The 23,396-nt window shown below is 45.0% G+C and carries 17 protein-coding genes; 2 read left to right on the top strand and 15 right to left on the bottom strand.

Annotation, left to right across the window (positions count from 1 at the left end):
• Positions 1-14 precede the first annotated feature (14 nt).
• From H9Q77_RS00755 to H9Q77_RS00730, 6 genes are all read right to left on the bottom strand, one after another.
• A complete protein-coding gene (locus H9Q77_RS00755) occupies positions 15-1,385 on the bottom strand; it encodes an immunoglobulin-like domain-containing protein (RefSeq protein WP_249326326.1) in 1,371 nt (456 codons plus the stop codon).
• Between the two features lie 12 nt (positions 1,386-1,397).
• Positions 1,398-2,144 carry a type II secretion system F family protein gene (locus H9Q77_RS00750; protein WP_118545841.1) on the bottom strand — a complete coding sequence of 249 codons (747 nt, stop codon included), beginning with the start codon at positions 2,142-2,144 and terminating at the stop codon, positions 1,398-1,400.
• Positions 2,110-3,318, bottom strand: a complete 1,209-nt coding sequence (locus H9Q77_RS00745) for a CpaF family protein (protein ID WP_408641178.1) — start codon at positions 3,316-3,318, stop codon at positions 2,110-2,112. The genes H9Q77_RS00750 and H9Q77_RS00745 overlap by 35 nt, the downstream gene beginning before the upstream one ends.
• A 25-nt stretch (positions 3,319-3,343) precedes the next feature.
• Entirely contained in the window at positions 3,344-4,348 is a 1,005-nt protein-coding gene (locus tag H9Q77_RS00740) for a P-loop NTPase family protein (RefSeq protein WP_118545845.1), read from the bottom strand.
• A complete protein-coding gene (locus H9Q77_RS00735) occupies positions 4,348-4,791 on the bottom strand; it encodes a prepilin peptidase (protein ID WP_249327178.1) in 444 nt (147 codons plus the stop codon). The genes H9Q77_RS00740 and H9Q77_RS00735 overlap by 1 nt, the downstream gene beginning before the upstream one ends.
• A gap of 333 nt (positions 4,792-5,124) precedes the next feature.
• Positions 5,125-5,397 (bottom strand): pro-sigmaK processing inhibitor BofA family protein, encoded by a 273-nt coding sequence (locus H9Q77_RS00730; RefSeq protein ID WP_118545849.1) that lies wholly within the window; start codon positions 5,395-5,397, stop codon positions 5,125-5,127.
• Positions 5,398-5,534: 137 nt separating this feature from the next.
• On the opposite strand from H9Q77_RS00730, the gene H9Q77_RS00725 reads away from it, so the two are divergent.
• A complete protein-coding gene (locus H9Q77_RS00725) occupies positions 5,535-5,831 on the top strand; it encodes a DUF2508 family protein (protein ID WP_022154954.1) in 297 nt (98 codons plus the stop codon).
• Here the strand turns inward: H9Q77_RS00725 and H9Q77_RS00720 are convergent.
• From H9Q77_RS00720 to H9Q77_RS00690, 7 genes are all read right to left on the bottom strand, one after another.
• Positions 5,781-6,248, bottom strand: coding sequence for a flagellar export chaperone FliS (locus tag H9Q77_RS00720; RefSeq protein WP_118545851.1), 468 nt, complete (start codon positions 6,246-6,248; stop codon positions 5,781-5,783). The genes H9Q77_RS00725 and H9Q77_RS00720 overlap by 51 nt on opposite strands.
• Positions 6,249-6,275: 27 nt before the next feature.
• Positions 6,276-7,388 carry a flagellin N-terminal helical domain-containing protein gene (locus H9Q77_RS00715; RefSeq protein WP_118545853.1) on the bottom strand — a complete coding sequence of 371 codons (1,113 nt, stop codon included), beginning with the start codon at positions 7,386-7,388 and terminating at the stop codon, positions 6,276-6,278.
• 10 nt (positions 7,389-7,398) lie between these two features.
• Positions 7,399-10,287, bottom strand: coding sequence for a DUF6240 domain-containing protein (locus H9Q77_RS00710; protein WP_249326325.1), 2,889 nt, complete (start codon positions 10,285-10,287; stop codon positions 7,399-7,401).
• A 154-nt stretch (positions 10,288-10,441) separates the two neighbouring features.
• Positions 10,442-12,346 (bottom strand): 1,4-alpha-glucan branching protein GlgB, encoded by a 1,905-nt coding sequence (gene glgB / locus H9Q77_RS00705; protein ID WP_249326324.1) that lies wholly within the window; start codon positions 12,344-12,346, stop codon positions 10,442-10,444.
• 173 nt (positions 12,347-12,519) lie between these two features.
• Positions 12,520-15,351 carry a tetratricopeptide repeat protein gene (locus tag H9Q77_RS00700; protein ID WP_249326323.1) on the bottom strand — a complete coding sequence of 944 codons (2,832 nt, stop codon included), beginning with the start codon at positions 15,349-15,351 and terminating at the stop codon, positions 12,520-12,522.
• Between the two features lie 747 nt (positions 15,352-16,098).
• Positions 16,099-17,529 (bottom strand): glycoside-pentoside-hexuronide (GPH):cation symporter, encoded by a 1,431-nt coding sequence (locus H9Q77_RS00695; RefSeq protein ID WP_118545863.1) that lies wholly within the window; start codon positions 17,527-17,529, stop codon positions 16,099-16,101.
• Positions 17,519-19,864, bottom strand: a complete 2,346-nt coding sequence (locus H9Q77_RS00690) for a beta-glucosidase family protein (RefSeq protein WP_249326322.1) — start codon at positions 19,862-19,864, stop codon at positions 17,519-17,521. Before H9Q77_RS00690 ends, H9Q77_RS00695 begins: the two co-directional genes overlap by 11 nt.
• 116 nt (positions 19,865-19,980) lie before the next feature.
• Between H9Q77_RS00690 and H9Q77_RS00685 the strand changes: the two genes are divergently transcribed.
• Positions 19,981-20,739 (top strand): AraC family transcriptional regulator, encoded by a 759-nt coding sequence (locus H9Q77_RS00685; RefSeq protein ID WP_118545869.1) that lies wholly within the window; start codon positions 19,981-19,983, stop codon positions 20,737-20,739.
• A 4-nt stretch (positions 20,740-20,743) separates the two neighbouring features.
• On the opposite strand, the gene H9Q77_RS00680 is transcribed toward H9Q77_RS00685, so the two are convergent.
• Together H9Q77_RS00680 and H9Q77_RS00675 are read right to left on the bottom strand one after the other, a co-directional pair.
• Complete coding sequence (locus tag H9Q77_RS00680) at positions 20,744-21,640, bottom strand: hypothetical protein (protein WP_408641177.1); 897 nt, start codon at positions 21,638-21,640, stop codon at positions 20,744-20,746.
• A 339-nt stretch (positions 21,641-21,979) separates the two neighbouring features.
• Positions 21,980-23,161 carry a hypothetical protein gene (locus H9Q77_RS00675; RefSeq protein WP_249326321.1) on the bottom strand — a complete coding sequence of 394 codons (1,182 nt, stop codon included), beginning with the start codon at positions 23,159-23,161 and terminating at the stop codon, positions 21,980-21,982.
• Positions 23,162-23,396: the final 235 nt, after the last annotated feature.

Below are 23,396 nucleotides of genomic sequence, written 5' to 3'. Positions count from 1 at the left end.
ATTTTTCTCCTTTTCTAAACTCCCACATTGGAAAACGCGGGAAACATAATTAAAATCATAACCACCAAGAGTAGCATTATCATTGGTAACAGTAATTTTGTAGATGCCTCCTCACATAATTTTCTGGCATTACGCATTCTCATTTCTTCTGCCTCTTTTGCCTCTTCGTGCAATTGCTGTAAAAGCATGGTGCTTCCCTTTTTTACATTTTGCGTAAGGAAAGTACTTAATCGGATATATTCCCGAACTCCTGTCCTTTTTCCAAATTTTTCATATGCCGCGCCCTCCGACACACCCATACGGATCTCACGGACTGCAATCAATAATTCTTCGTATGCTGCCTGTTCCTTTGCTCCTTTTTTCCGTTTCTGTTCATAATCTTCCGCTATCTTATTCACTGCAGCCCGTACCGTCAGTCCAGCTTCCAGATATAATGTTATTTTTTGCAGTATTTCCGGGTACTTCCTTTTTTCTTCCTGCTTCTTTTTCTCTACAAGCTCATGAATATCCCGATCTTTAAAGAAGAAGACTGCCGCAATCGTCACTAGCGTTCCCAACAATAATTGAAGCTCCGTCAGATTTCTCTGTCGCCACGATATCTTTTTACCGTCAATTGACTCAGGCAGCATAAAAGCTTCCTGCTCCGGATCTGACGCCTGTGCATTTTCCAGCATTTTTTCCAGAACAGCTTTTTCACTTTTGTCGATTGCATCATTCTGATTTTTTACGGTAACCGACGTTTCTGTCTCCCATTGGTATTCGTCGTAAGCAAGTTCCGCTTTCAAGCGCACCGTGCTGTCCTGCTCCTGAGGATATACTTTCCCCTCCGGACTGATAACATCCATGCAGTCGCTCTTCCATGTAACCGTAAAAGGGTAATCATCATATTCCTCCTGCAATTGCAGATCTTCCCTGACACAGTCCAATGATTCATTGCCTCCGCAGATCAGGCCCGGCAGCTCCTCCCGGAAAGCATCAAACAATTTTTGCAATTCCTCCTGACGGTATTTTCTGGGTTGTACTGTAAGCGCAAAGGAATATTGACTTCCATCCTCTACTTTTCCGATAATAACATAGTCCTTGCTTCCGCTTCCGGAATCTGCCCTCTTCATCCAACCGTTTTTTATAGAATTTCCTTCACTTTTTCCAAGTACAACAAACAATATCAGAAGAATTCCCACGAAAAATATCATGAGGGACATTGTTAACTTCCTTACATAATACTCTGTAATGCGCTCCTCCTGATTTTCTCCGGGATATAAACGGCTCAGATCTGTCTTTACCCTGTCTCTTCCCGGAACCGGTATTTTCCACAGGTGCATTTTCTTGTATATTATGAGCACTACCTGATAGCAGATCTCCACTACACCCTTTTTTCGTTCCATAGTATTCTCCCTTTAGAGACTTTCACCAATCCGTTCCATGATCTTCTCTCCTACGATATAGGCGCACAAATAGATTGCAAGGCATACTGTCATTATGATATATCCGGTTATGTTATGATACAACGATACAAAATAACCCGGATATGTGACACCTATATAGAATGAGATTGCAAAAGGCATCACTTCCATCACTCTCTGTTCCAGGCGTCTTCCCTGCAGCAATGTCATCATCTCCTGTGTCGTCTCCACTTTATCGCTGATCAATTCTGCAGTATTTCGTATGATCTGCGATACATTGCCTCCTCCCCTTTTCGCCACAGCGAGTATCGTCGAAAACTGCTGAATCTCCTCACATCCGCTGCGTTCTGCCAGATCTCCTATCAGTTCTTCCAATGTGATATTTACGATCATTCCTCTGCGGATCAGTTCCAGTTCACCATACATTACGGATCGTTCGCCAAAAAGCAGACGAATATCTTCTCTGCTCTCCAAGAAAGCATTTTCCACGGCGTATCCGGTTCTGAGCGAATTGGCAACTGCCAAAAGACATTCCTTGAACTGCACGGTCAGTTCCCATCGTTTTTTCTCCCTCTGTTCTCTGACACACTTCCGGAAATAAAGGATTCCCGGGAAAATAAAGAGAATGACAGCAAACACCGAACGATAGAAGAACCAGGAAAAAAAGAGAATTCCGGCTGTTGTGCGCAGCAAAGGATTCATCAATTCACGAAAGTCCGGCCGCTTTAAGTTTCCCTTCATGAAGCAAGCCTCCCTTTTTCTGTAATTTACCAACTACATTACCTTCGCTGCTCTCCCCCAGTTCTTCAAAGCAGTACAATGGATTCAGACGGATTTCGCCGTTCTCACAACCCACTACTTCTGTAATTTCCAACACCTTTCTGCTTTTATCCCGAATTCTCCCCAGGTGCACAATAATATCCACGCCGGATGCTATCTGGTTGCGGATCGCCGGAAGCGGCAGATCCATTCCCATGAGTACCATATTCTCCAGTCTCGACAACATATCTGCTGCACTGTTTGCATGCCCCGTAGACATACTGCCGTCATGCCCGGTATTCATGCATTGCAGCATATCAATAGCTTCCGCGCCTCTCACTTCGCCTACAATGATCCTGTCGGGCCGCATCCGCAGAGATGAGCGGATAAGTTCCCGGATTCCGATCTCTCTGCATCCTTCCGCATTGCCATTCCGTGTCTCCAGGCGCACCAGATTGGGAATTCCCTGAAGTTGCAGTTCCGCGCTGTCTTCGATGGTGATGATCCGCTGTTCCGGCGGAATGAATCCGGATAATACATTCAAAAAGGTCGTCTTCCCGCTACCGGTTCCTCCACTGACGAAAATGTTATATCCCGCCTTTACCAGTGTCTTCAAAAATTCCGCAGCTTCCGGAGATATAGTTTCCATCGCGATCAGTTTTTGCATGGTGATCGGTTTATCCGGAAAACGCCTTATGGTAATGATGGGGCCATTCAATGCAATGGGACTCATCACAATGTTCACACGGGCTCCATTGCTTAATCGCGCATCAACAATTGGTGATGCCTCATTTACCACTCTGTTACATCCGGCCACGATCTGTTGAATCACATCCTGTAGCTTTTCCATGGAATCGAAAGCCCGATCCAGTTCCTGCAGCTGTCCGTCCCTCTCTACAAAAATATGATCCAGTCCATTGATCATAATCTCCGTAACAGAGCTGTCATCCACAAAAATCTGCAGAATATCCAGCCGTCTCAGGGAATCAAACAATTCCTTACGCAATCGTCTCCGTAATTCCACAGAACACAATTCCAGATTTTCCTGTTCCATGAGAACTTCATCAATCGTATCCTCTACCTCTTCATCCGTGTAGTCTCTTCCGTAATCCAGTCTCTCCTGCACCATTTGTCGAAGCTTTCTTCTCTGTTCCAAGTAATCCATTTTTTCTCTCCCTGTTCTAATTTTCCAGCATTGCTATTTCTTTCCTCACATACTCCGCCAATTCTCCTCTGGTAAATTGCTCCATTTCTGTGGGAAGCTTTTGAAAAAAGGGTAAAGCAAGTTTACGGGTTTTGCCTTTTACCGTGTCTTTTTCGCACAAAGCAAGCAATTGCTCATATTGATCCAGTTTCATTCGTGACATTTTATCTTCTTTGGTCAGCGTAAATACTTTGGTGCATATCTGCAGTACCTCAAACAATCCCTGTATACTTTCGCTCAGATCCAGTATGACATATTCATATTTTCCGAGTTCTTCGACCCGTTGGAAGAGGTTTCTCCACTCTTCCGGCGGGATTTCCAACAGATTCTGACCGTTGCGCATCGGGGGAATGTAATCCAGACCGCCTTTGTGCTGGATGACCGTCTGCATCCGTAAAGAAAATTTTCCCGCATCTCCTGTCAGAAAATACAGCAGATCTGCAAGGTCTCTGCTCTGTCTCTCCGGAAGGAGTTCTGAGATCCCAATATAGTGTTCAAAATTAAGATACAAAGTGGAATGTTTTTCTGACAGCAATTGGCCCAGCGTCAGTGCAAAAGAACTTTGCAGACATCGATGTACCGGGGAATAGATACCTATAAATTTTGTCTTATACTCTGCACACAAAAACGGCAATTGTGTTCCCACCGTCTCCACATACAATTCCAGCAATTCCTTCCACACCTTGTCAGCTTCCTGGTACTTATTGATATTCGGAAACTGGTGAAAGCGAAGTGTCCCGCTTTCATTAAGAATCGCCTGGCATGCCGGCTCCAATGTACTCAGCGTATCCATGCAGGAAGATTCCGCCACTACCAGCATTGTCACCTTCCCATTTTTCTCCCGTTCCAGCAGTTCCTCCATCTTTGTGTATGTATGGATCTCCCATGGCAGTTCCTTCTGCCTCCTCAAAAACTCCGAAAGAAGTCTCGCATACTCTTCTTCACGGTCGAACAGAACCATAACCGCTTCCTTCTGTTCCATCAATAAACTCCTCCTATGTATAACAGCACACTGCAAAACACGGGACCGGCCATACAGATTCCGCTTCCCGGATGTGCTCTCTCCTCTGCAAAATACGCTTTCCAGCGTCCACAGCGGACAACATCCCACACATATTCACCCAGATAACACAATCTGTCCCACAGATTACGTGCCAGGTACATTTTGCAAAGTGCAAAAACTGCTGCGAATAGCAGCGCGAAAAATAGAAAACAGAGAACTTTTTCACCGGAAAAATATCCTGCACAGACACCCAGGAGCTTCACGTCACCGGCTCCCATGGCACCAATATAAAAAAACAGATAGAATGCCACTGTCGTCAGTAAAACATTGCAAAAATATTCCATAATTCCATAAATCCCCTGTTCCCACCAGCGGAATGTCGCTCCGGCGATCAGGCAGCTCAGGATCAGGCCGTTGGGGATTCTGCGGCTTCTGTAATCATATCCGCAGGCAATACTTAATAGAAAACATAATACACCCTTTATTACTGTGTTCGTTGCATTCTCACTCTCCTTTCCTTCGATTTACAAGTGGTAATGTGGGATGACTCTATCCCATAAAAGAATTCTTTCAGATCTTATAAGATATTTGATACAACCATCGCGATTGGTTGTAAGATGGATTATAGACGTTGTTTTTTCGTCTGACAAGTGTTTTTCCGTAAAAAAATAATCTTTGGTACATTTTAACAATTACCTTTCTCATACAACCTTCTAAAATCCCGCAACTGCTTGATTTTACGACATTTCCATCTGTCAAAGCATATGATAAACCGCCAGGCCGTATAATACCAGGATTCCCGGAAAGCCCAAAATACCCACTGTCAGAGCCGTAGCTGCATTGATTCCCACTGCTACCGTAAATCCCAGAATCTCTATCCCCCAATTTAGAAAATACATAAAGATCACTCCAAAAACACTCCGCAATACAAGGTTTAAAAACCACTCCGCCTTTTTTTCCAAAAAACTTATGGCAAAGAGCAGGACTGCTGCCCCAATAATCCACAATAGATTCTCCGGATGCTCCATTGTTGTCCTCCCAATCTTTCCGCTGTTTGTTATAATCTATTCCCATTTTTCGCAAAAATGTCTTCCAGTTTTATGTTAGGCAGGTATATTTTCCCTTTCTGCCTCCTATACTGTTAGCAGAAAGGATGGATTTTTACATGAAAATCTTTTTTAGTCAGGTAAATACAAATTCCGAAATGATCGAAGAAGATCTCGCACCGTTGGATTTAAAAGAATCCATAAGAAAAACCCGCCAGGCTCTTGATATCGCCTACGCGGGTTTCGATAATGCAATCGAAAGTGATCTGATCGACAGTTATATCTATGAAATTAATGCTTTGCAGAAACGGTATCAGCACCTCACCGAACTCGCCGCTTCCCAGCCTGTGCGGCAGGAAAAAACTTTATACCAGCATTCCCCGATTCGAGCCCTGGTCAGCCATGTTTTCGGTTAACTGATTTCTTCCGTAAGTCAGTCCCGCATACACGGTCTGCGAATTATTCATCACAGGACCGGACGAATTCTGATCCTGAATCTGTCTGTAAGCATCACAGAGCGGTGCTATTACCTTCCGGATGTCCTGCAGCGCCGTTCTGTCGGCTTTTGCTTCGCACACCGCCAGTCTGCGGATACAATACAGATACAGCCTGGAAAGCTCTGTCGCCGGACTGTATTCTCTGTGAAGAGAATTCAAAAGTTCATTGATACATCCCCTGGTCCTGCGAACCGCTTCCAGAAACTGCGCATCTTCTGCTGCCTGCTCAGCATCTGCAAGATACTGTAATGTCATTTCGTAGAGAATGACCACCAGCTGTGTGGCATTGGCCTGTGTGATCCGCAAGGTAAATTGTTGTTTACATTCTTTTGTCATTTTGAATCCTCACTTCATCGGAATCCATTACTGCAACAGCTGTAACACCTGGGACGGTCTCTCGTTTGCCTGGGCCAGCATGGAGGTTCCTGCCTGTGCCAGGATCTGATAAGTGGTATAGGAAGTCATTTCCTCTGCCATATCCACATCCATAATACGGGAATATGCCGCAGTCATGTTCTCACTGGTAACATCCAGGCTGTTAATGGAAGACTCCAGACGGTTCTGAAATGCTCCCAGTCTGCCGCGGACGGAGGATACATATTTGATGGCACCATCAACTCTTGAGATAGCATCCTTTGCCCCTTCCTGCGTATTCACATCAATATCTTCAATTCCCATGTTCTGCAGAGTAACCGCGGGAATATTAACCTCCAGTACCTGTCCTTCGTTGGCTCCGATCTGCAGACGCATTGCTCCGATACCGGTAGCATCGATCTTCATGCCATCATAGGAATCTCCCTCTTTTGCTTCCGATACATCCAGACGCATTTCAAAGCCGTTCGTGCCGGTGATCGTCAGAAGATTATCCTTCATATCCGTCTTTAAGGGTTCTACTTCTTTAAATCCGTCTCCGAATTTAATATCTCCGTCTACTTCAAAATTTCCCTCTGCATCTTTCTTAAATTTCATAGACTGTATGGTATATTCTTTTACCGGTACATCCGGAGAGCAATAATTTACTTTAATCTCCTGCTTATCGGTGTATCCCTTGAGATCAAATTCTCCGTTCAGCAGCTTCTGACCGTTGAATTCCGTGGTATCCGAGATACGGGTGATCTCTTCCTTCAGCTGCGCTACTTCATCCTGTATGGTTGCGCGGTCATCATCTGTCATAGTGCCGTTGGCAGCCTTGACGGAAAGCTCATTGATACGCTGCAGCATCTCACTGATCTCTGTCATGGCTCCGTCCGCAATCTCTATAATAGATACGCCGTCACTGGCATTCTGATTGGCCACGGACAGTCCCTCGATCTGAGCATTCATACGCTTGGACATTGCCAATCCGGCAGGGTTGTCCTTGGCGTGATTGATCTTCAGTCCGGAAGAAAGTCTCTCCAATGATTTGGACAGCAGATCGTCATTTGTGGATAAGGCATTGTTGGATAACATTGCCGATACGTTGTAATTGATTCTCATGTGTTACTCCTTACTTTCCGCTGCTGTCTGCGACAGCCTGCAGGAATCCTTTTGCCAGACGGTACAACTGTTCCGTATCGATCCGACTCTCTATGGTATCTGCATTTTTTGTCTCTCCGGCTGCCATCCTTGTCATATCCCGGGAGCTGACGATGGGAAGCTTTTCCGCTTTCCAGTCTGCAGAAGTATCTGTCTGAATCCGTTCAAGGAATATATCGGAGGTCTTCTCTAATTTCGTAACCTCTTCCGGTGTATTTCCTACGAGATAGCCATCGATGGTGTCTCCCTTTACCTGTAAATGTGCCTCCAGCTCCATATCTCCGACATTCACCCGGATCTCCACAGCACCGGCAGTTCCGGCTCTCTGCTGTAAGATAAGATGGACTCCCGCCAGCTGCTCGCCCAGGTACATCGGGAGAAAATATTCCTGCTTCGCCTGAAGGCTCTCCGCAAGGCGCAGCTGCTTGTATACCAGCTGCAGCTGTTTTACATCCAGATGTTCATCCGCCTGTTCCAGACTCATGGTCTCCACATCTTCTGCCGTATTCTGAAGCATGGTCCGATAATCCTCTGCAAAATTCTGCTGATCCAGCTGTTCCCACAGTTCGGAAGTTTCTGTCCCGGCAGGCACTTCACCTGTACCTGTTACCGTCTGCGGGACTTCTTTTTCCTGCCGATACTTTTCTCTGTATCTGCGCAGATTGCCAAACATCTCCGCCGGATCATCCATAAGTGCCTGGGCCGTCAAAAGATTCGATGCGCTGATGGGAACTTCTCCCCTTTGCAGTAGTTCTGCGGCTTCCGGTGCCGTATTTCCCGCCTCACGCATCTGCTGCAGTCCTTCCCGGTCATACGCTGCTCTGCTTTCGCCATCATCTGACACCTCTGTCAGAACCTCTTTTGCCATACCCATCCGAATCTGTTCAGATATATTATTCTCGGACAAATGAATCTCCTGTGTCAGCCCGGTATCCTCCGACACTTTCCAGTCCATATGAGAAACCCTTCTGCTTCTTGCTGCCGTCAGCAGAGTGGAAAATTGCAACTCTGCACCGGTATTTACTACCGCGCCTATCGCTGCGCCATCCTCTCTTTCGACCTGATGCACCATTCGATAAATTCCAATATACGCTTTTCGCTCCTCTTCTGTAACATCCTTTTTCCGTTCCAACTGATATAGGAAACGGCTGTAGTCCTCCACTTCTTCCTCATAGCTTTGGGGGTTCTGCGAAAAATAGGATTCCAGTTCGTCAAAGGTCTTCTCCAGAGGATTTACACCATCCCGGATCATCTGTAACACATTTTTCGGTGTCAGTCTGTCCACTACTGCGCTGACCTGCCTGTCAGCTTCTTTGACCTTCTCGATATTTTCCGGTGTAATTTCCATATTGTTATATGCCAGAATCCGGACAGCCCGCTGATTTTCCGATGTTTTTTCTAATGACATATCTGTCAGTATATCATCTACATTAGAAAATGCTTTCCGGATGCTGTCTCCCAGATCGCTTCTCGGTGCCGTCATCAGAGTCTCATAACGTTCGCCCGCTTCCTCATAGGCTTTCTGCATTGCAGCGCCTTCCTTATGGAAGTCAGAAACCGTCTCTGTGGCAGCATTCTGTTCCAGGCTATAGGATCCCAGTACTCCGGCAGGCAATCCCGGCAATTCGGAAGCCACCTGCACTGCCTGGGTATAAGCCTCATATTTCGTCACTGCCTGAGACTCACCGGGAAAATATTTTCCGGCAACCTCTGCCTCCGCCTTTCGCAGTGCTTCGATCAACTGCTCCATGGGGGCTGTATCAATAGAAAAATCACTCTGTAAAAGCTTTACGTTCACTTCTGCCGTCATGCGAAGGCGAATCTCTTCCAGCTGTTTTCTTGCTGCCAGATTCTCTGCCGTGGCATCCCACTTTGCATCTGAGAACCAGTCCTGCAGCATTTTATCTGCTTTTTCATAAATCGTATCCTGTCTGCCCAGGTTCGCATACATCGGGGATTTTCCCTCCGCAATTGCCGCTGCTGCTGCCCGCGCAAAAGCGTCCTCTGTGATGGGATAGGAAATGCCGTCCAGTTCCACAAGCTGCTGCAGCGTATCCGTAGTCAGCGGAAGTCTGGCACTTACCAGCCACTGTGCCTTCTGCCTGTTCTCATCGTTTACCGTCAATCCCGTATCCGCAATTACCTTGTCCATCTGCTCCTGCAGTTCCTGAGGAACGTCATTATTCTGTACTTTGGCACCACTGTTCTCTGCCACATAGAGGTTCCAGATCTCCGGTTCCAGTCCGTTATCCACCAGGTAGCTGACCGCACCTTCTTCCGGTTCCTTCAGGGAAGCCGCCATATCCCAGGCGCTTTTCAGTTCATTTATATTTTCCTGTGTCAAAGGAAGATCCGCGGAACGGAACTGCTCTTCGATGCTTCGGGCTAAAGTATCACTTCCTACCGCTGCCGCCAGGGTATCCATGTCGATATCATCCGTATATCCTGCAATCTGCTGACCAGAACGCACCAACTCTGCCTTGATCTTATCCACAATGGTGACCGCTGTATCCTGATCTAATTCTCTGGGATCAAACCCGTCCTCACAGGCCTTCGCATAGTCCTCATGCGACATGGTATGCGACAGCAATGTCATATAGTCCTGCTGTAGCGCCACATTAGCACTCCCGGCATCCTGCTGCAGCTCCATCAGAGATTTTCCTTTGTTGTTCTCTTCCTTTTCTAAAGAAGGCATGGACACTGCGGCCTGCCCACTCTCGTATACCGCCCCGAAATTCACATTTACGTTTTTTTTACTGCGCCATGTCTTGTCTTTGCCCCAGCTGTTTTTCTCTGTCCGGTTACTTTCTGTTCTATTGTCTGTTTCATTGATCGTCTGATTCTGAAATGTTATCTTCACGCCTGTCGTCCTTTAAATCCTCTTACGAATGCAAGCATTTAAAGAGGTCTTATTGATATTTACATGTCTCTGAATAGTTATGAAAAAAGATGAGTGCACTTTTGGTCACACTCATCTTCTATTTCGGTTGTTTTATGTAATTTCTTAACCTGACCTAGAACAGAAATACTGCTGCACCGTAGGGCGGCAGATCAAAGCTGATGGAATAATCCTTATAATGATAAGGCTTTTTCTCCGCCATAATCTCTGTGGGAATCTCGTTGCCCCAGCCGCCGAACCGTTCCTCATCACTGTTCAGCAGAAGCTTATACTTTTTCTTCTTAGGCACGGGAACGGTATAGTTCTCCCATTTCATCGGGGTCATATTGAGTACAAACAGCAGATTATTCTTGCCACTGGAACATTTTCTCACGAAGCAGTATGTACTGTGCTCCGCATCATCCGCGTTCATCCATTCAAAGCCGTCCCAGTTATTGTCAATCTCGTACAGAGCAGGGTATTTACGATACAGCTTTAACAGCTCCTTTACATAAGTATGTACGCCCTGATTCAGTTTCTCTCCTAACAGATACCAGTCAAGCTCACGCTCTTCACTCCACTCTCGTTCCTGTCCGAAATCCTGTCCCATAAATAATAATTTCTTGCCGGAATGCCCGAACATGTAGCTATACCCCACACGAAGGTTGGCATATTTATCTGCCGGATATCCTGGCATTTTATTCACCATGGAGCACTTCAGATGCACCACTTCATCATGGGATAAGGGTAAAATATAATTCTCGCTGTCATTATAACTCATGGCAAAGGTCATAGCATAATGATCGCCTTTCCGGTACAGAGGATCCAGCTTCATATACTCGCAGAAATCATGCATCCAGCCCATATTCCACTTGAAGGAAAATCCTAAGCCTTCCTCCCCGATACCACTGGTGACATTAGGCCATGCGGTAGATTCCTCGGCAATTGTCAAAAATCCCGGATAAGTTCCGCGGATCACTGAATTCAGATGATGGAAGAACTCAATGGCTTCCAGGTTCTTATTACCGCCAAATTTATTCGGCAGCCATTGTCCGTCCTTTTTACCGTAATCCAGATACAGCATGGAGGCTACTGCATCTACACGGATACCGTCTACATGGAACTCTCTCAGCCAGAACAGAGCATTGGCTACCAGGAAGTTTTTCACTTCATTTTTGCCATAATTAAATATCTTCGTTCCCCATTCAGGATGCTCTCCCAAACGGGGATCGGGATGTTCAAAGATGCACTGTCCATCAAATTCTGCAAGTCCGTGTGCATCGGTTGCAAAATGTGCCGGTACCCAATCCAAAATGACTCCAACACCTGCCTTATGCAGTTCATTGACCAGATACATAAAATCCTTAGGCGTTCCGTAACGGGAAGTGGGCGCATAGTATCCGGTCACCTGATATCCCCAGGAGCCATCATACGGATGCTCCGCAATTCCCATAAGCTCTACATGGGTGTATTTCATCCCTTTCAGATATTCCACGATCCGGTCGGCGAACTCACGATAATTATAGAATCCTTCCGCAGTGCCGTTATTCGGATGCTTCATGAAAGAACCGATATGGCACTCATAGATTGCCATGGGCTCCTTGTTCATATCTTTTTTATCCCGGGCTTCCATCCACTTGGAATCCTTCCAGTCGAATCCCGTGATATCCGTAACAATGGACGCTGTGCCCGGTCTGTATTCCGCATAGTTAGCAAAGGGATCGGCTTTGTACAGCTTTCTGCCATCCCTCGCATAGATCAGGAACTTATACATTGTTCCTTCTTCCACACCGGGAACAAACAGCCCCCAGATACCGCCCTCTCCCAGCTTCTGCATGGGATGCGATTCCTCGTTCCATTCATTGAATGTACCGATGACATTCACCTGGGCCGCATTCGGTGCCCATACCCCAAAATAGACTCCCTGCACACCATCTTCCGTCGACAGATGCGCGCCCAGTTTTTTATAAATATCATAGTGCGTTCCCTGGGCAAAAAGATACTGATCTGCTTCGGAAATAAATACCTTCTCCTTCGTCATAGCTGCGCCTCCCGCTATATATTTTTAACTATTCAGAACCCCATTCGCAAAATCGCATTTTCAATGCTTTCCTTTTGCTCATGTGGTTACTTCGCCCTATAAACATTGATAAATGTTCTTACGAATGCAAGCATTCGACGCCCATTCGTCAATGTTTACATGGCTCTGAATAGTTATACAAAATCTTTCTCAGTGAGGATGATCATATCCTCATCGTCATATCTCTTGGCAAACAGAACATCAAAGAAATGCTTTAATGTCTTTTTATTCGCATGAGCGATTGCTTCATCCACGATTTCTTTTACATCCACCACGGTAACTACATGATCTATCGTCTGCATATCCTCGATTCTGGTATGCAGTGCGAGAACTCCCAGCTCATCAATGGAGTACTCCATTTCCCGGGCGTATTGTCTTCCGAATGCCACCAGTGTATCGTTACTGAGAGCTTCCACATCCATGCGGGCTGTAAAGCTTTCTTTCAGTTTTTCATGCTTTTCCAGGAAACGGTCGATCTCACGCTTGGTATCCTCCAGGATAATAACGATTCCCTGATTCTCCTGCTGCAGGGCTTTATACAAGGTGTTCACTGTAGTATCGTTCATTTCCGATGCCTTGCCGATAATAAGCGCTCCGTTTTTCAACTTGGATAATGTATCGGCAACGTCCTTTTTATTCAGCGCATGGCCGGAGATTTTGGCAACTTTTCCGGAAAAGTTGCTGTCGGTAGCCTGAATCTCCCGGATCATATTTTTCGCAAGAGATAAGGTATCCATGCCTTCTTCACCGGTGATGATCACATTGCCGGTATAGGCAGCCAGGCTGATATTATCAATGGCTTTGACTAACTGTTCTCTTGCGGACTTACTCTGAATAAAGGGAGCATACAGCTCGCGCTCTTCTCTGGTAAGCGCACGGACTTTTGCTTTGTCTCTCTCCACTACGGGAGGCTCCGGGGTCTGTGGCTGCTCATCCTCATGGACTTCTTCTACCGCTTCTTCCGGCTCCTCTTCAGCCTCTGCTACGGATTCCTCCGATGCTTCCTCGGTCTCTGCTGTGGTTTCTTCCGATGCTTCTTCGATCTCTGCTGTGGTTTCCTCCGGCACTTCTGGGATTTCTGCAGCCGGCTCCTGCGTCACTTCCATATCGACGCCAGCGTCCGGTTCCTCTGTTGCGGATTCTTCTTCATATTCCGCTACGGCAGGTTCCTCTTCAAGTTCTTCTACCTCTTCAGTGTCAACGATATCCGTATCAGCAGGTTCCCGCTTTGGCTCTTCTTCAGAAACTTCCGCAGGAGCTTCTTCTGTTTCATCGTTTACATCTGCAATCTCTTCCAGCTCTTCAACTTCATCTGTAACCGTATCAGCATCCACCGCTTTTTCTTTTTCCAGTTTTTCTAACAGGCCATCTCTTACCGCCTGTTCAAATTCCGTGAACATGGCACCGGTCTGCTGTAATACATGCTGGCGGACTTCTTCTTCTCTCTTTTCTAGGTTTTCTTTCTTTTTGCGTTCCCACTCTGCCAGAATGTCTTCAATATTCATCTGACCGGTAATCTGCTTCTCGATGCTTTCCGCCTCGGGCATTACCAGGCTGATCTGTCCGTCGGATTCCTGTGCCAGTACATTCGCCAGCTCCTTTGGAGGTTCCACCGGCGTGGTCGCTTCCGGCTCCACTTCTGCTTTCGATAATTCCGGCACAACATCCTGTTTCTTAAGAGATGCGGGTTCCTCCGGCAGGATCTCCTCGGTCTCTACCTCCGGAACCTGAGACAGGTCACCGATCTCTCCGGTCTCACCAAAGAACACCTCGGAACCTTCAATCTGCTCGGTCTCCGGCTCCAGATCATCCTCACTGACCTCTGCAATCTCCGGATAATCCAGAGATTCTGTATCGGAATCCATCATAGGTGCTACGATAGAACGGGTAATGGAGTCCGATGTCGCTTTTGCGGTATCTCCTTTTGGCTCCTCACCGAGGACTTCACGAAGTCCCGCTGCAAGTTCTGCCTGCAGATTGATGGTATTATACTGCCCCACATCCATGGTCTTCACATGAATATCGAAATCATTCTGTACCGGCTGTGCGGAGGTCTCCTGAGCCGGTTGCTGCACGGTTTCATAGACCTGAGTATCTCCGGATACCCGGTCATAGTTATCCTCCGGAACATAGCCCTGATTCTGATCATAACTTCCGTCCTGAGAATAGTCCTGCGCATACCCCTGGCTTTGATCATAGTTCCCATCCTGGGAATAATCCTGAGTATAATTCTGATCATACCCCTGACCCTGATCATAGCTTCCGTCCTGGGTGTAACCCTGATCATAACCCTGATTCCCGCTATACTCGTTATCCTGCACAGAGTTCTGCGACGGGATATAGCTTCCGGGCGCGTCGAACCGATGATCGTATTTTTCCTGCTGCTCCGGTGTCAACGGCTGATGGAGCATTTTCAGTTCCATTGCCTTAATAACGTATTTTCCCTCGCCAAACCAGAGGATCAGTTCATCACATTCCTCTACGCATCTGGCTGCCAGTCCGACTCTATGATACAAATAGGCCAGTTCATATGCCCATTTTTCCCTATAGTCTCTCTTCTTGAGTTCCTCCAGAACAGCAATTCGTTCTTCCAGACTCACATCCTGCGCCTCATACAATTTATACTGCAAAATGTACCTTCCCGGATCCTTGGGCGCCACCTGTACAAATTCCTTATAATATTCTATTGCCTGCACATATTCTTCCATTTTAATGGAAAGCTCGCACAGAGAATAGCAGATGGTCCTTCCGCCGGGACGACGTTCATATGCCAGAAGCAACATATCTCTGGCATCCTCATATCTGCGATTGATCTTATAGAGGTCGCTGATCGTACACAACATCATGACACTTTTTACACGACGCCAGTCAATCGTGTCGGCAATTTCAGCCGCCTGTGCATATTCTCCCCGGCTGATCAGGTCTTTGATTTCTTCCGCTCTTAATTTATATTCACTCTTATCCAAGGTATTTCGCTCCCTTAACCTTTTCTTGTCCTAAGTCCCTTATTTCATCAAAGCAGACTGTCCCACTTTTTTCTTATTCAGTGTATCATAGTCACTATACGTATGTCAAAATCAAACTAGGGAAATTGTAGTATAAATTGAGAGTTTACGCGAGCAATGAGCCGCGGCAAACATCTTCGGAAGGACATTCCGTCCACCGTGGACGTTCTGTGTTTTGAAAATCCTATGAAAAAGCTCTAAGTCTATCTCGTGTTACTGGTTTGTATATTCGTTTTAGCCTATTGCGCATGTGTTTTCCCGGTTATCATACATGCCGGATCATCATTTTTGCTTTCAGGCATGTATTTTCTGACTTGTTATACATACCTAATTATGACTTTTGAATTATTCGCATGTATTTCCTACTTTTTGTACATACTAAATCCTTGTTTTTAACTTCCGCACATGTATTATCAAATGCTCTGCTTAAATAATCGGGATGTTTTTCATAACCCAGCAGAAAAGGACTGCTCCCACAGTTGTAGCTAGCATCCGAGTCCGGGGCGGGCAGCCCTACGTTACGAGCCATGCACTCAATTCATAAATGTGTCGCATAGGACGTTCCACATTTATGAATTGACGGCTGTCGAGTGTGTCCGTTGGACGCACAGTATAAAGTTAAAAAGCAAAAACAGCGACTTGTGAGCAAGCTCCCAGATCGCTGTTTTCGTTTTGACTTTGCATGGCTCGTAACTCTCAATTTATTAATTAGGTTCTGGTTTTCTCCACTAATTTGGCATACTCTGCTTCATCAATATGGTACTTTTTTCGGATAATCATATAGGATATCGCCAGCGCTATGAGCGGAATGAGTACCATTCCAACACGGAACAGGATTCCCTGCGCAGTCGTAATTTCTCCGATATAGCGATTCGCCTCTGCCAGTGCCGCTTCACTGGATATCTCGCCGCGGTTCACTTCTATCTCCAGGGCACTGATGCTCCGGCTCTTGGCATAAATTCCGCTCACGATCAATACTAGTGTAGATAACCCCTGATTGATTCCGCCTGCCAGTTTCACACTAAAAGAACGCACCGCAGATATTACCGAATCGTGTCTTTCATGGAATCTCGCCTCATCATATTCGATCGTATTGTTAATCATCACGATGATCACAAGATTCATCAGCCCCTGAAAGAAAAAGATAACAAAACCTATCGCATTCAATAAAACTACATTTTTCGGAAGCACGTAACCAAATCCCATAAAACAGGCATATCCAATCAATAATGCTGCAAAACACACATTAAGCATTTTCTGTCTCGTAAAATGTTTTGCCAGAGTCGCATAGCTCGCCTGGGAGATCAGCATTCCCAGACCATACATCACCGTAAAATAAAATACCAGATTACCGCTTTCCGAATATCCGTATTCTATATAAAAAAAGTTCACGCCAAAAATAATAAGAATATTGCAGGTAATGTTAAAAAAGATAGAAGCAATTCCCGCTGCCACCAATTGATCATTTCTCACAAAAATATGATACATGTCCTTTAATGACAGTTTATCTTTTTGTTCTTCTCTGTCATTTTCCTTGATTCCAAAGGCAGTCAGCATCTGAAATGCAATCAGGCAGAGTGCTACCACAACCGCTACGATTCTGTATGCTTTCACCGCATTTCCTGCGATCACAACAGGAACTACTCCCGCCACGGAAAACTGTCCGATACATACAAAAATGCTCATAATCGTTACCAGAGAATCTCTCGTTCCGGGATCTGAACTTAAGGAGGGCAGCACTCCCCAATAGGCAATGTCATTCATGGTGTAAGTCATTCCCCACAGAAGGTAGAAGAGACTGTAAAATGCGACAAATCCCCACCCACTCGGTCGGATAGTAAATAAACACACAATAACAATCGCATTTGTAAGCGAACCAGCTAATATCCACGGCTTAAATTTTCCCATTTTAAAATGCGTATTTTCTATAATAATTCCCATGAGCAGATCATTTATCGCATCCCAGACCATACATAGGATCATTGCCCCGCTGATCACGGCAAACTGCGCACTTGTAAGATTCATGGTATATTGCACATATAGGATCAGATACATGCTTACCAGAGCATATGCTGCATCTCTTCCCGTTGCTCCGATACAATAGCTCCATTTCGTTCTTGCATCTAACTTATCCCTCATTTTTTGCCCTCCTGTTCGCGGAATCCACAATTCTCTGAATCGTACTTTGTTTTATCATGCCGCCACTCTGATTACATACGCTGTCAATATTTCCTTCAAGAATCCCTTCTGACATCATCCTCACTTCCGGGTCATTGAACGGTTTGGAAAAATAAAGCACTCGCGCAGCCAGCATTCCTATACGGCTCCACTTTCTTGCCGGGGCTGAATACGGCTGCATCTGCCGCAACGAATTTTTCGTTGTGAACTCACCCGGTTTCGTATGCGAAAAACAGGTACGCTGGTAGGTATAGACAGCATCAAAATCTTCTTCCGACAACGGTATCGATGTATGGATCGTCAACGGGCATTGTAGTTTCACTCCCTCCACACAGATACTTTCCGACAGCCGGATATCCTGCAGCGATGCACCTACCTGAATCTCGTACTCCCCACCGATCACCCGGAATTCTGAATCCTGGTATACCGAAAAAGCTCCGGTATCCAGCATGATCTCTACTTCTTTTTTCTCTCCGGGCTGCAAATGTATCTTCCGAAAGCTTCGCAGTTCCCTTCTCGCCCTGAAATCTCCCGTTTCCGGGTTCTTCACATATACCTGGGCAATCTCACATCCGGCGGTATCTCCGGTATTTTCCACTGCAAAAGTAATCCGGCAATTCTGCTTTACATCCCGATGGACTTTCAGATCCGTATACGCAAAATTCGTGTAGCTTAATCCATACCCAAAGCAGTAACGCACAGGAATCCGGAAGGTATCGTAATATCGATATCCCACAAAAATACTTTCCCGATATTCTACATCATCCAAATGGTTTTTCTGCTCGCCCTGCCTACCAAAATATCCATAGCTCGGCACATCCGTTTCCCTATAAGGAATGCTCTCTGCCAGTTTGCCGGAGGGACTGGTGTCCCCCAGGACGATCCCGGCACAGGCTTCCGCAACCGCTTCTCCGCCAAGGTACATCTGTAACAACGCTTTACATTTTGATGGCAATTCCATATTGTAAGGGGCCCCACTTATAGATACAAAACCGATGTCTTCATTTACTTTCAGCAGCTGTTCCAGTAAAATGCTCTGATTTAACGGCAGTTCATAACTTTCCCTGTCATAGCCTTCTCCTTCTGCCATCTCCGTGAGCCCACCGAAAAACAGCACCGGTATCTGTCTCTTTTTCGCATCCTCTACCTTTTTGCAGGCTTCCTTTTCCAGTCTGTGGCTCCTATGAAAAGTAGAATTTTTATATCCTTTGGCATAACATATTTTTATATCTCTTTTTTCAAATGCCTCCACAAAGGAAATAACTCTCTCTGTATGGATATGGCTGCTGCCGCCTCCCTGGATCCGGGGCGTTGATGCCATATCCCCTATGATCAGAATTTCCTTTATTTCTTTTGACAATGGGAGAAACTCTTCATTTTTAAGAAGAACAGCGCTTTCCTCCTCAATTCTTTTTGCCAAATCATGATGTCGTTCTCTGGTCTCTGCCAGGACCTCTTTTCTGCGTTTTTCCGGCATAATATTCCCGGCATAATCTGTGTTTACTCTTTCTATTCTTTTTATAGCAGTTTCCAGAGTCTCCTGCGGCAGTTTTCCTGATTGTATAGCCTCCAGAATCTGCGCATAATGGTTACCGCAGCTGTCCGGCATCTCCACATCCATTCCCGCCGCCACACAGGCCGGCAGATCCACGCAGGCTCCCCAGTCACTCATTACCAGACCCTCATAACCCCATTTTTCTCTGAGAATCTCGGTCAGCAGGTGGGAATTTTCACATGCAGGAAGACCATTTATGTAATTATAGCTTGCCATGACTGTCGCCGGTTTTGCTTTTTTCACCGCTTTCTCAAATGCCGACAGATAGATTTCATGCAATGCTCTGTCATCAATCATGGAATTGGAGGTCATTCTGTGAGTCTCCTGATTATTTCCCGCAAAATGCTTCAGCGAAGTGCCCACACCCTGCTCCTGCATTGCACTAATATAGGCCGTCGCTAATTCTCCTGTCAGGAAAGGATCCTCTGAATAGTATTCAAAATTCCTTCCGCAGAGAGGGGATCGTTTGATATTTATTCCGGGTCCCAACACCACGGAAACGCCAAGCTCCTTTGCCTCCTGCGCAATGCTTTCCGCCATTTGTCCAATCAGATTCGGATTCCAGGAGCACGCTACGCTGCTCGCCGTCGGAAAACAGGTAGCTTCATAGCTGTCGTTGTTCTTCGCTCCATCCTCCTGGGCGCGGACGCCGTGCGGTCCGTCCGACACCTGAATATCTCCGATATGCCACGCTCCGTAACCCGTCACGAGCCTGCACATTTCTTCCAGACTTTTCCTCATAAAATACCTCCTTTTCTTCGATTTCCTCTAAGAAAAACTTAGCATCTCTTTTCTTTTTGCTATATCATTTTTATGTTGTATTATGTTAAAATTATTATAGAAAGAAGGGATACGCAATGACTAAGAAAAAAGCGCAGATTGGATACGAATTTTTAGATGCTTCCGGGAATTTTATATACGAAGCGCGGGAGACCGGAAAAACACATACTCCCTTTGCTTCGGAAATTTTATTGTTCCAATCGATAAAATGCGGTGACCTGACAGGAGTGAAAAATGCCCTGAATCTGTATCGGCAATCCGGTCTGATCATCGGGCATATGTCCGACAATCCTTCCCGGAAAATACACTACTGGGCAGTATCCACCATTGCCGTAGCGATTCATTATGCTATTCTGGGCGGACTGGATGAAAGTGAAGCTTATCAGTTAAGCGATTTCTATATTCAGAAGATTGATTCTCTTCAGACCATGGAAGAGTGTATTGATTATTTATGTGAAAAAGCAATCGAACTGGTCACAAAAGTAAAGGAGAAATCCATTCCTCAATGTTACAGTCCTTTGATCAATCAATGTGTTCATCTGATACATATCCACCTTCACAGCCGTCTTAAAATAGAAGATATCGCCAAAAGTCTTCATGTATCAAGGGATTATCTATCGCAGGCCTTCAAAAAGGAGACTGGAGTTCCCCTCCACCAATATATTCTGGATCAAAAAATGGAAGAAGCAAAACGTATGCTTACCCGAGGGATGACGATCAACGCCGTCAGCTATACGCTCTGCTTCTGCAATGAAAGCCATTTTATCCAGTTATTCAAAAAGAAGTATCATATGACACCAGCAGCATATGTTACCGGTACAAAATCACGGTTATGAATAGTCAAAACAGATCCAGCATATTATCCAGATAGATTTCTTCTCTGACCTGCAGCTGGTACTCCGGCTTCGTCATATAGTACAGTAAAAATTCCAGAACCAGTGCACTGCCCAGTCCCCGGCCTTCGATCTTATAATTGGAAAATCCCATAGGAAGATAGATCTTCTGAATATCACCCACACTGATAAATCCGGGATTTTTCATGGCTTTGGAAAAACGATAGCCCTCCTCCGCCCCCGGCGAGGTACAACTAAAATCCGGCTCCTCTCCCAGATTCCTGCGGCTGACGGCTTCGTAGCATTCCTTCCTGTCCTTACATCCGAAATAACAACACTCATTGCACAAAAACTCCACTTTGTCTTTCTGTGATTCTGTCAGCGTATTTAATTTTTCATAAGCCTTGTTCAGGCGGAAATCCGGTACGACGTAGCGAAAATCGTCTCTGTCGATCTCCTTTTTTAGTGCTTCAAAATCCGTCAGAACTTTCGTAGTGGAGGATACCGGATAAAGCTCCGGATAATGACTTTTCAAATACTGTAACAGCAGTTCCGAATGGACGATCACGCCGTTTTCCGGGGTTGCATTTTCCGCGAACAGAGCACAGAGTTCATTGCATTTTCTGTCCGAAAGATGTTCCTCGCGAAGAAGGGAATTACTGAAGGTCAGACGGGCTGAGATCCCGTATTCCTGTAACAGTGCCAGCACTTCTCCTGCGTCGTGATCCTCCAGTGAGACCCGGCCGCCTCCCCAGATGCACTCCGGCGGTGCTCCATAGATGGAGCCGATGTCACACCAGTCGTAAAAATATTCCCGATGCTCCCGGAACAATGGCAGAAATATCCGGTATAGTTCATAGAATTCAAACAGACCGGGAAGATGGTAATATGCTGTTTTTTGCATATGTCTCATACTAATCTCCATTCGACTTACTGCATTCATAATTTAATTATTTTACTAAATCCATACAGTCTATGTATTTTTTCCCAATTAAAAACAAATAAATGCTTCTGTACTCCCCTGTCATATTTTTCGTAGCATCATATGCGGTTGTATTATTATCATGGAAATATTGAGGAAGGTATTTCGGATCAATATCGATATTCTTTTGATCCATATTTTGTAAATAAACATAAATAATAGTATACATCTTATCTATAAATTATATAATATTGTCCCGTATTTTCAGCATATCATAATAATTTCATTTCTATTTGATGGTTACAAAAAAATAGTTTGTCATTATATTTTCTCCAAAAGGTAAAAAGTACAATCCATGTAAAGAATAACAAACTGCTTATCACTGGAAATCATTATGTCCACTGCCGGAGACTTTCCCTTTATTCCATCTCTTGTGCCTCTTATTTCCAAATCCTGAAATTCATCATAATTTAGAATCCAGTCATATAATTCCGGATCTTCTTTTACGGCTTCACTTATATTATAGATCCAATTACGATCTATTATAGGAGATACCTCATAAGAAGGTTCTAAAACCTCACATTGATAACGTTCATATTTTTCAAGTCCTTCACTGGAAAATACATCTTCATTTATCACAATATGATTGCCTATGATGTCATGTCCCTCCGGATAATTCGTATAATCGTTCTGTATTTTTGTAACGCCAAGCAATTTCGTAACTTCCCACTCACCAAAAAACAATTCTTTGACTTCATCCATGGAAAATTCTTCTACATCACCATTTGCTTTTTCCGGATTTTGCTCGGTTGTTTCTTCCTCATTAACATTTTCTGTCTCATATAACGGTGCTAATAATTTTTCATATTCATCACCACTGAAGAAATCTGAAATCATCTTAACGTCCTCTATATACCAACCATCTTCACGATAAGACGCTTCTGTGCATTTTACTGTATTTTGACTTTTATCATTATCCCGGAATGAAATAAAGCGAACCATTGTCTTTCCATCTTTTTCAAACAATGTAGCACCGAGATAGACTTCATCATCAAATGTATCCGGCTGCTCTAAATCAATATCAGGGTTATGAATAAAATTGTATGGATACTCCACCCAGCCTGTATCCTCCAAATGCAGAATGGAGATATTAACAGTGCCAGAATCGGTTCCTCTTGTTGCTCTTTTCAACAGCACATCTGCCTTCCCATTTCCCGTTAAATCACCAGTAGTAACCGTCGATTCAAAATACCCCCTATAATCTTTTATTGCCACATCTACGCCATTTACATTCGCTATGATTGTTGTAAATCCAGCATCACATCTGTCGATCACACGTACCCTGTCTTCTTTTCCATCTCCGTTTAAATCTGTTCTCGATTCAATTCCAAAATCGATGGAAATGGCACTCTTCTGATAAGCACACCCCACTAAAAAAATTCCACTTATCATTAACAGTAGTATTTTTCTGACTGCAAATTTCGTACCTAACAATGTCTTCATGTACCTTCCACACCCTTCCCTAAATACAATTCAAAATCAGTCAAATATACACTCAAAAATATTGAACAAAGCAGCCATAAGTACATTATAGCTTATCCGGAAAAATGAAACAATCTGTTTCCAACTTCAAACAAACAGGGACACATTGCATGCCCCTGTCTGTTTTTTGATAAGAATTGTGATCTGACACGCTTAAAGTTCTGGCGACCACCTCTCAAGCGATCGCCGGAACCAC

The sequence above is a fragment of the Simiaoa sunii genome (assembly GCF_014337175.1).
In the GTDB taxonomy this organism is placed as follows: Bacteria; Bacillota; Clostridia; order Lachnospirales; family Lachnospiraceae; genus Acetatifactor; species Acetatifactor intestinalis.
Note: the sequence above shows the minus strand (reverse complement) of the source record. Positions and strands in the feature narration are given on the sequence as shown.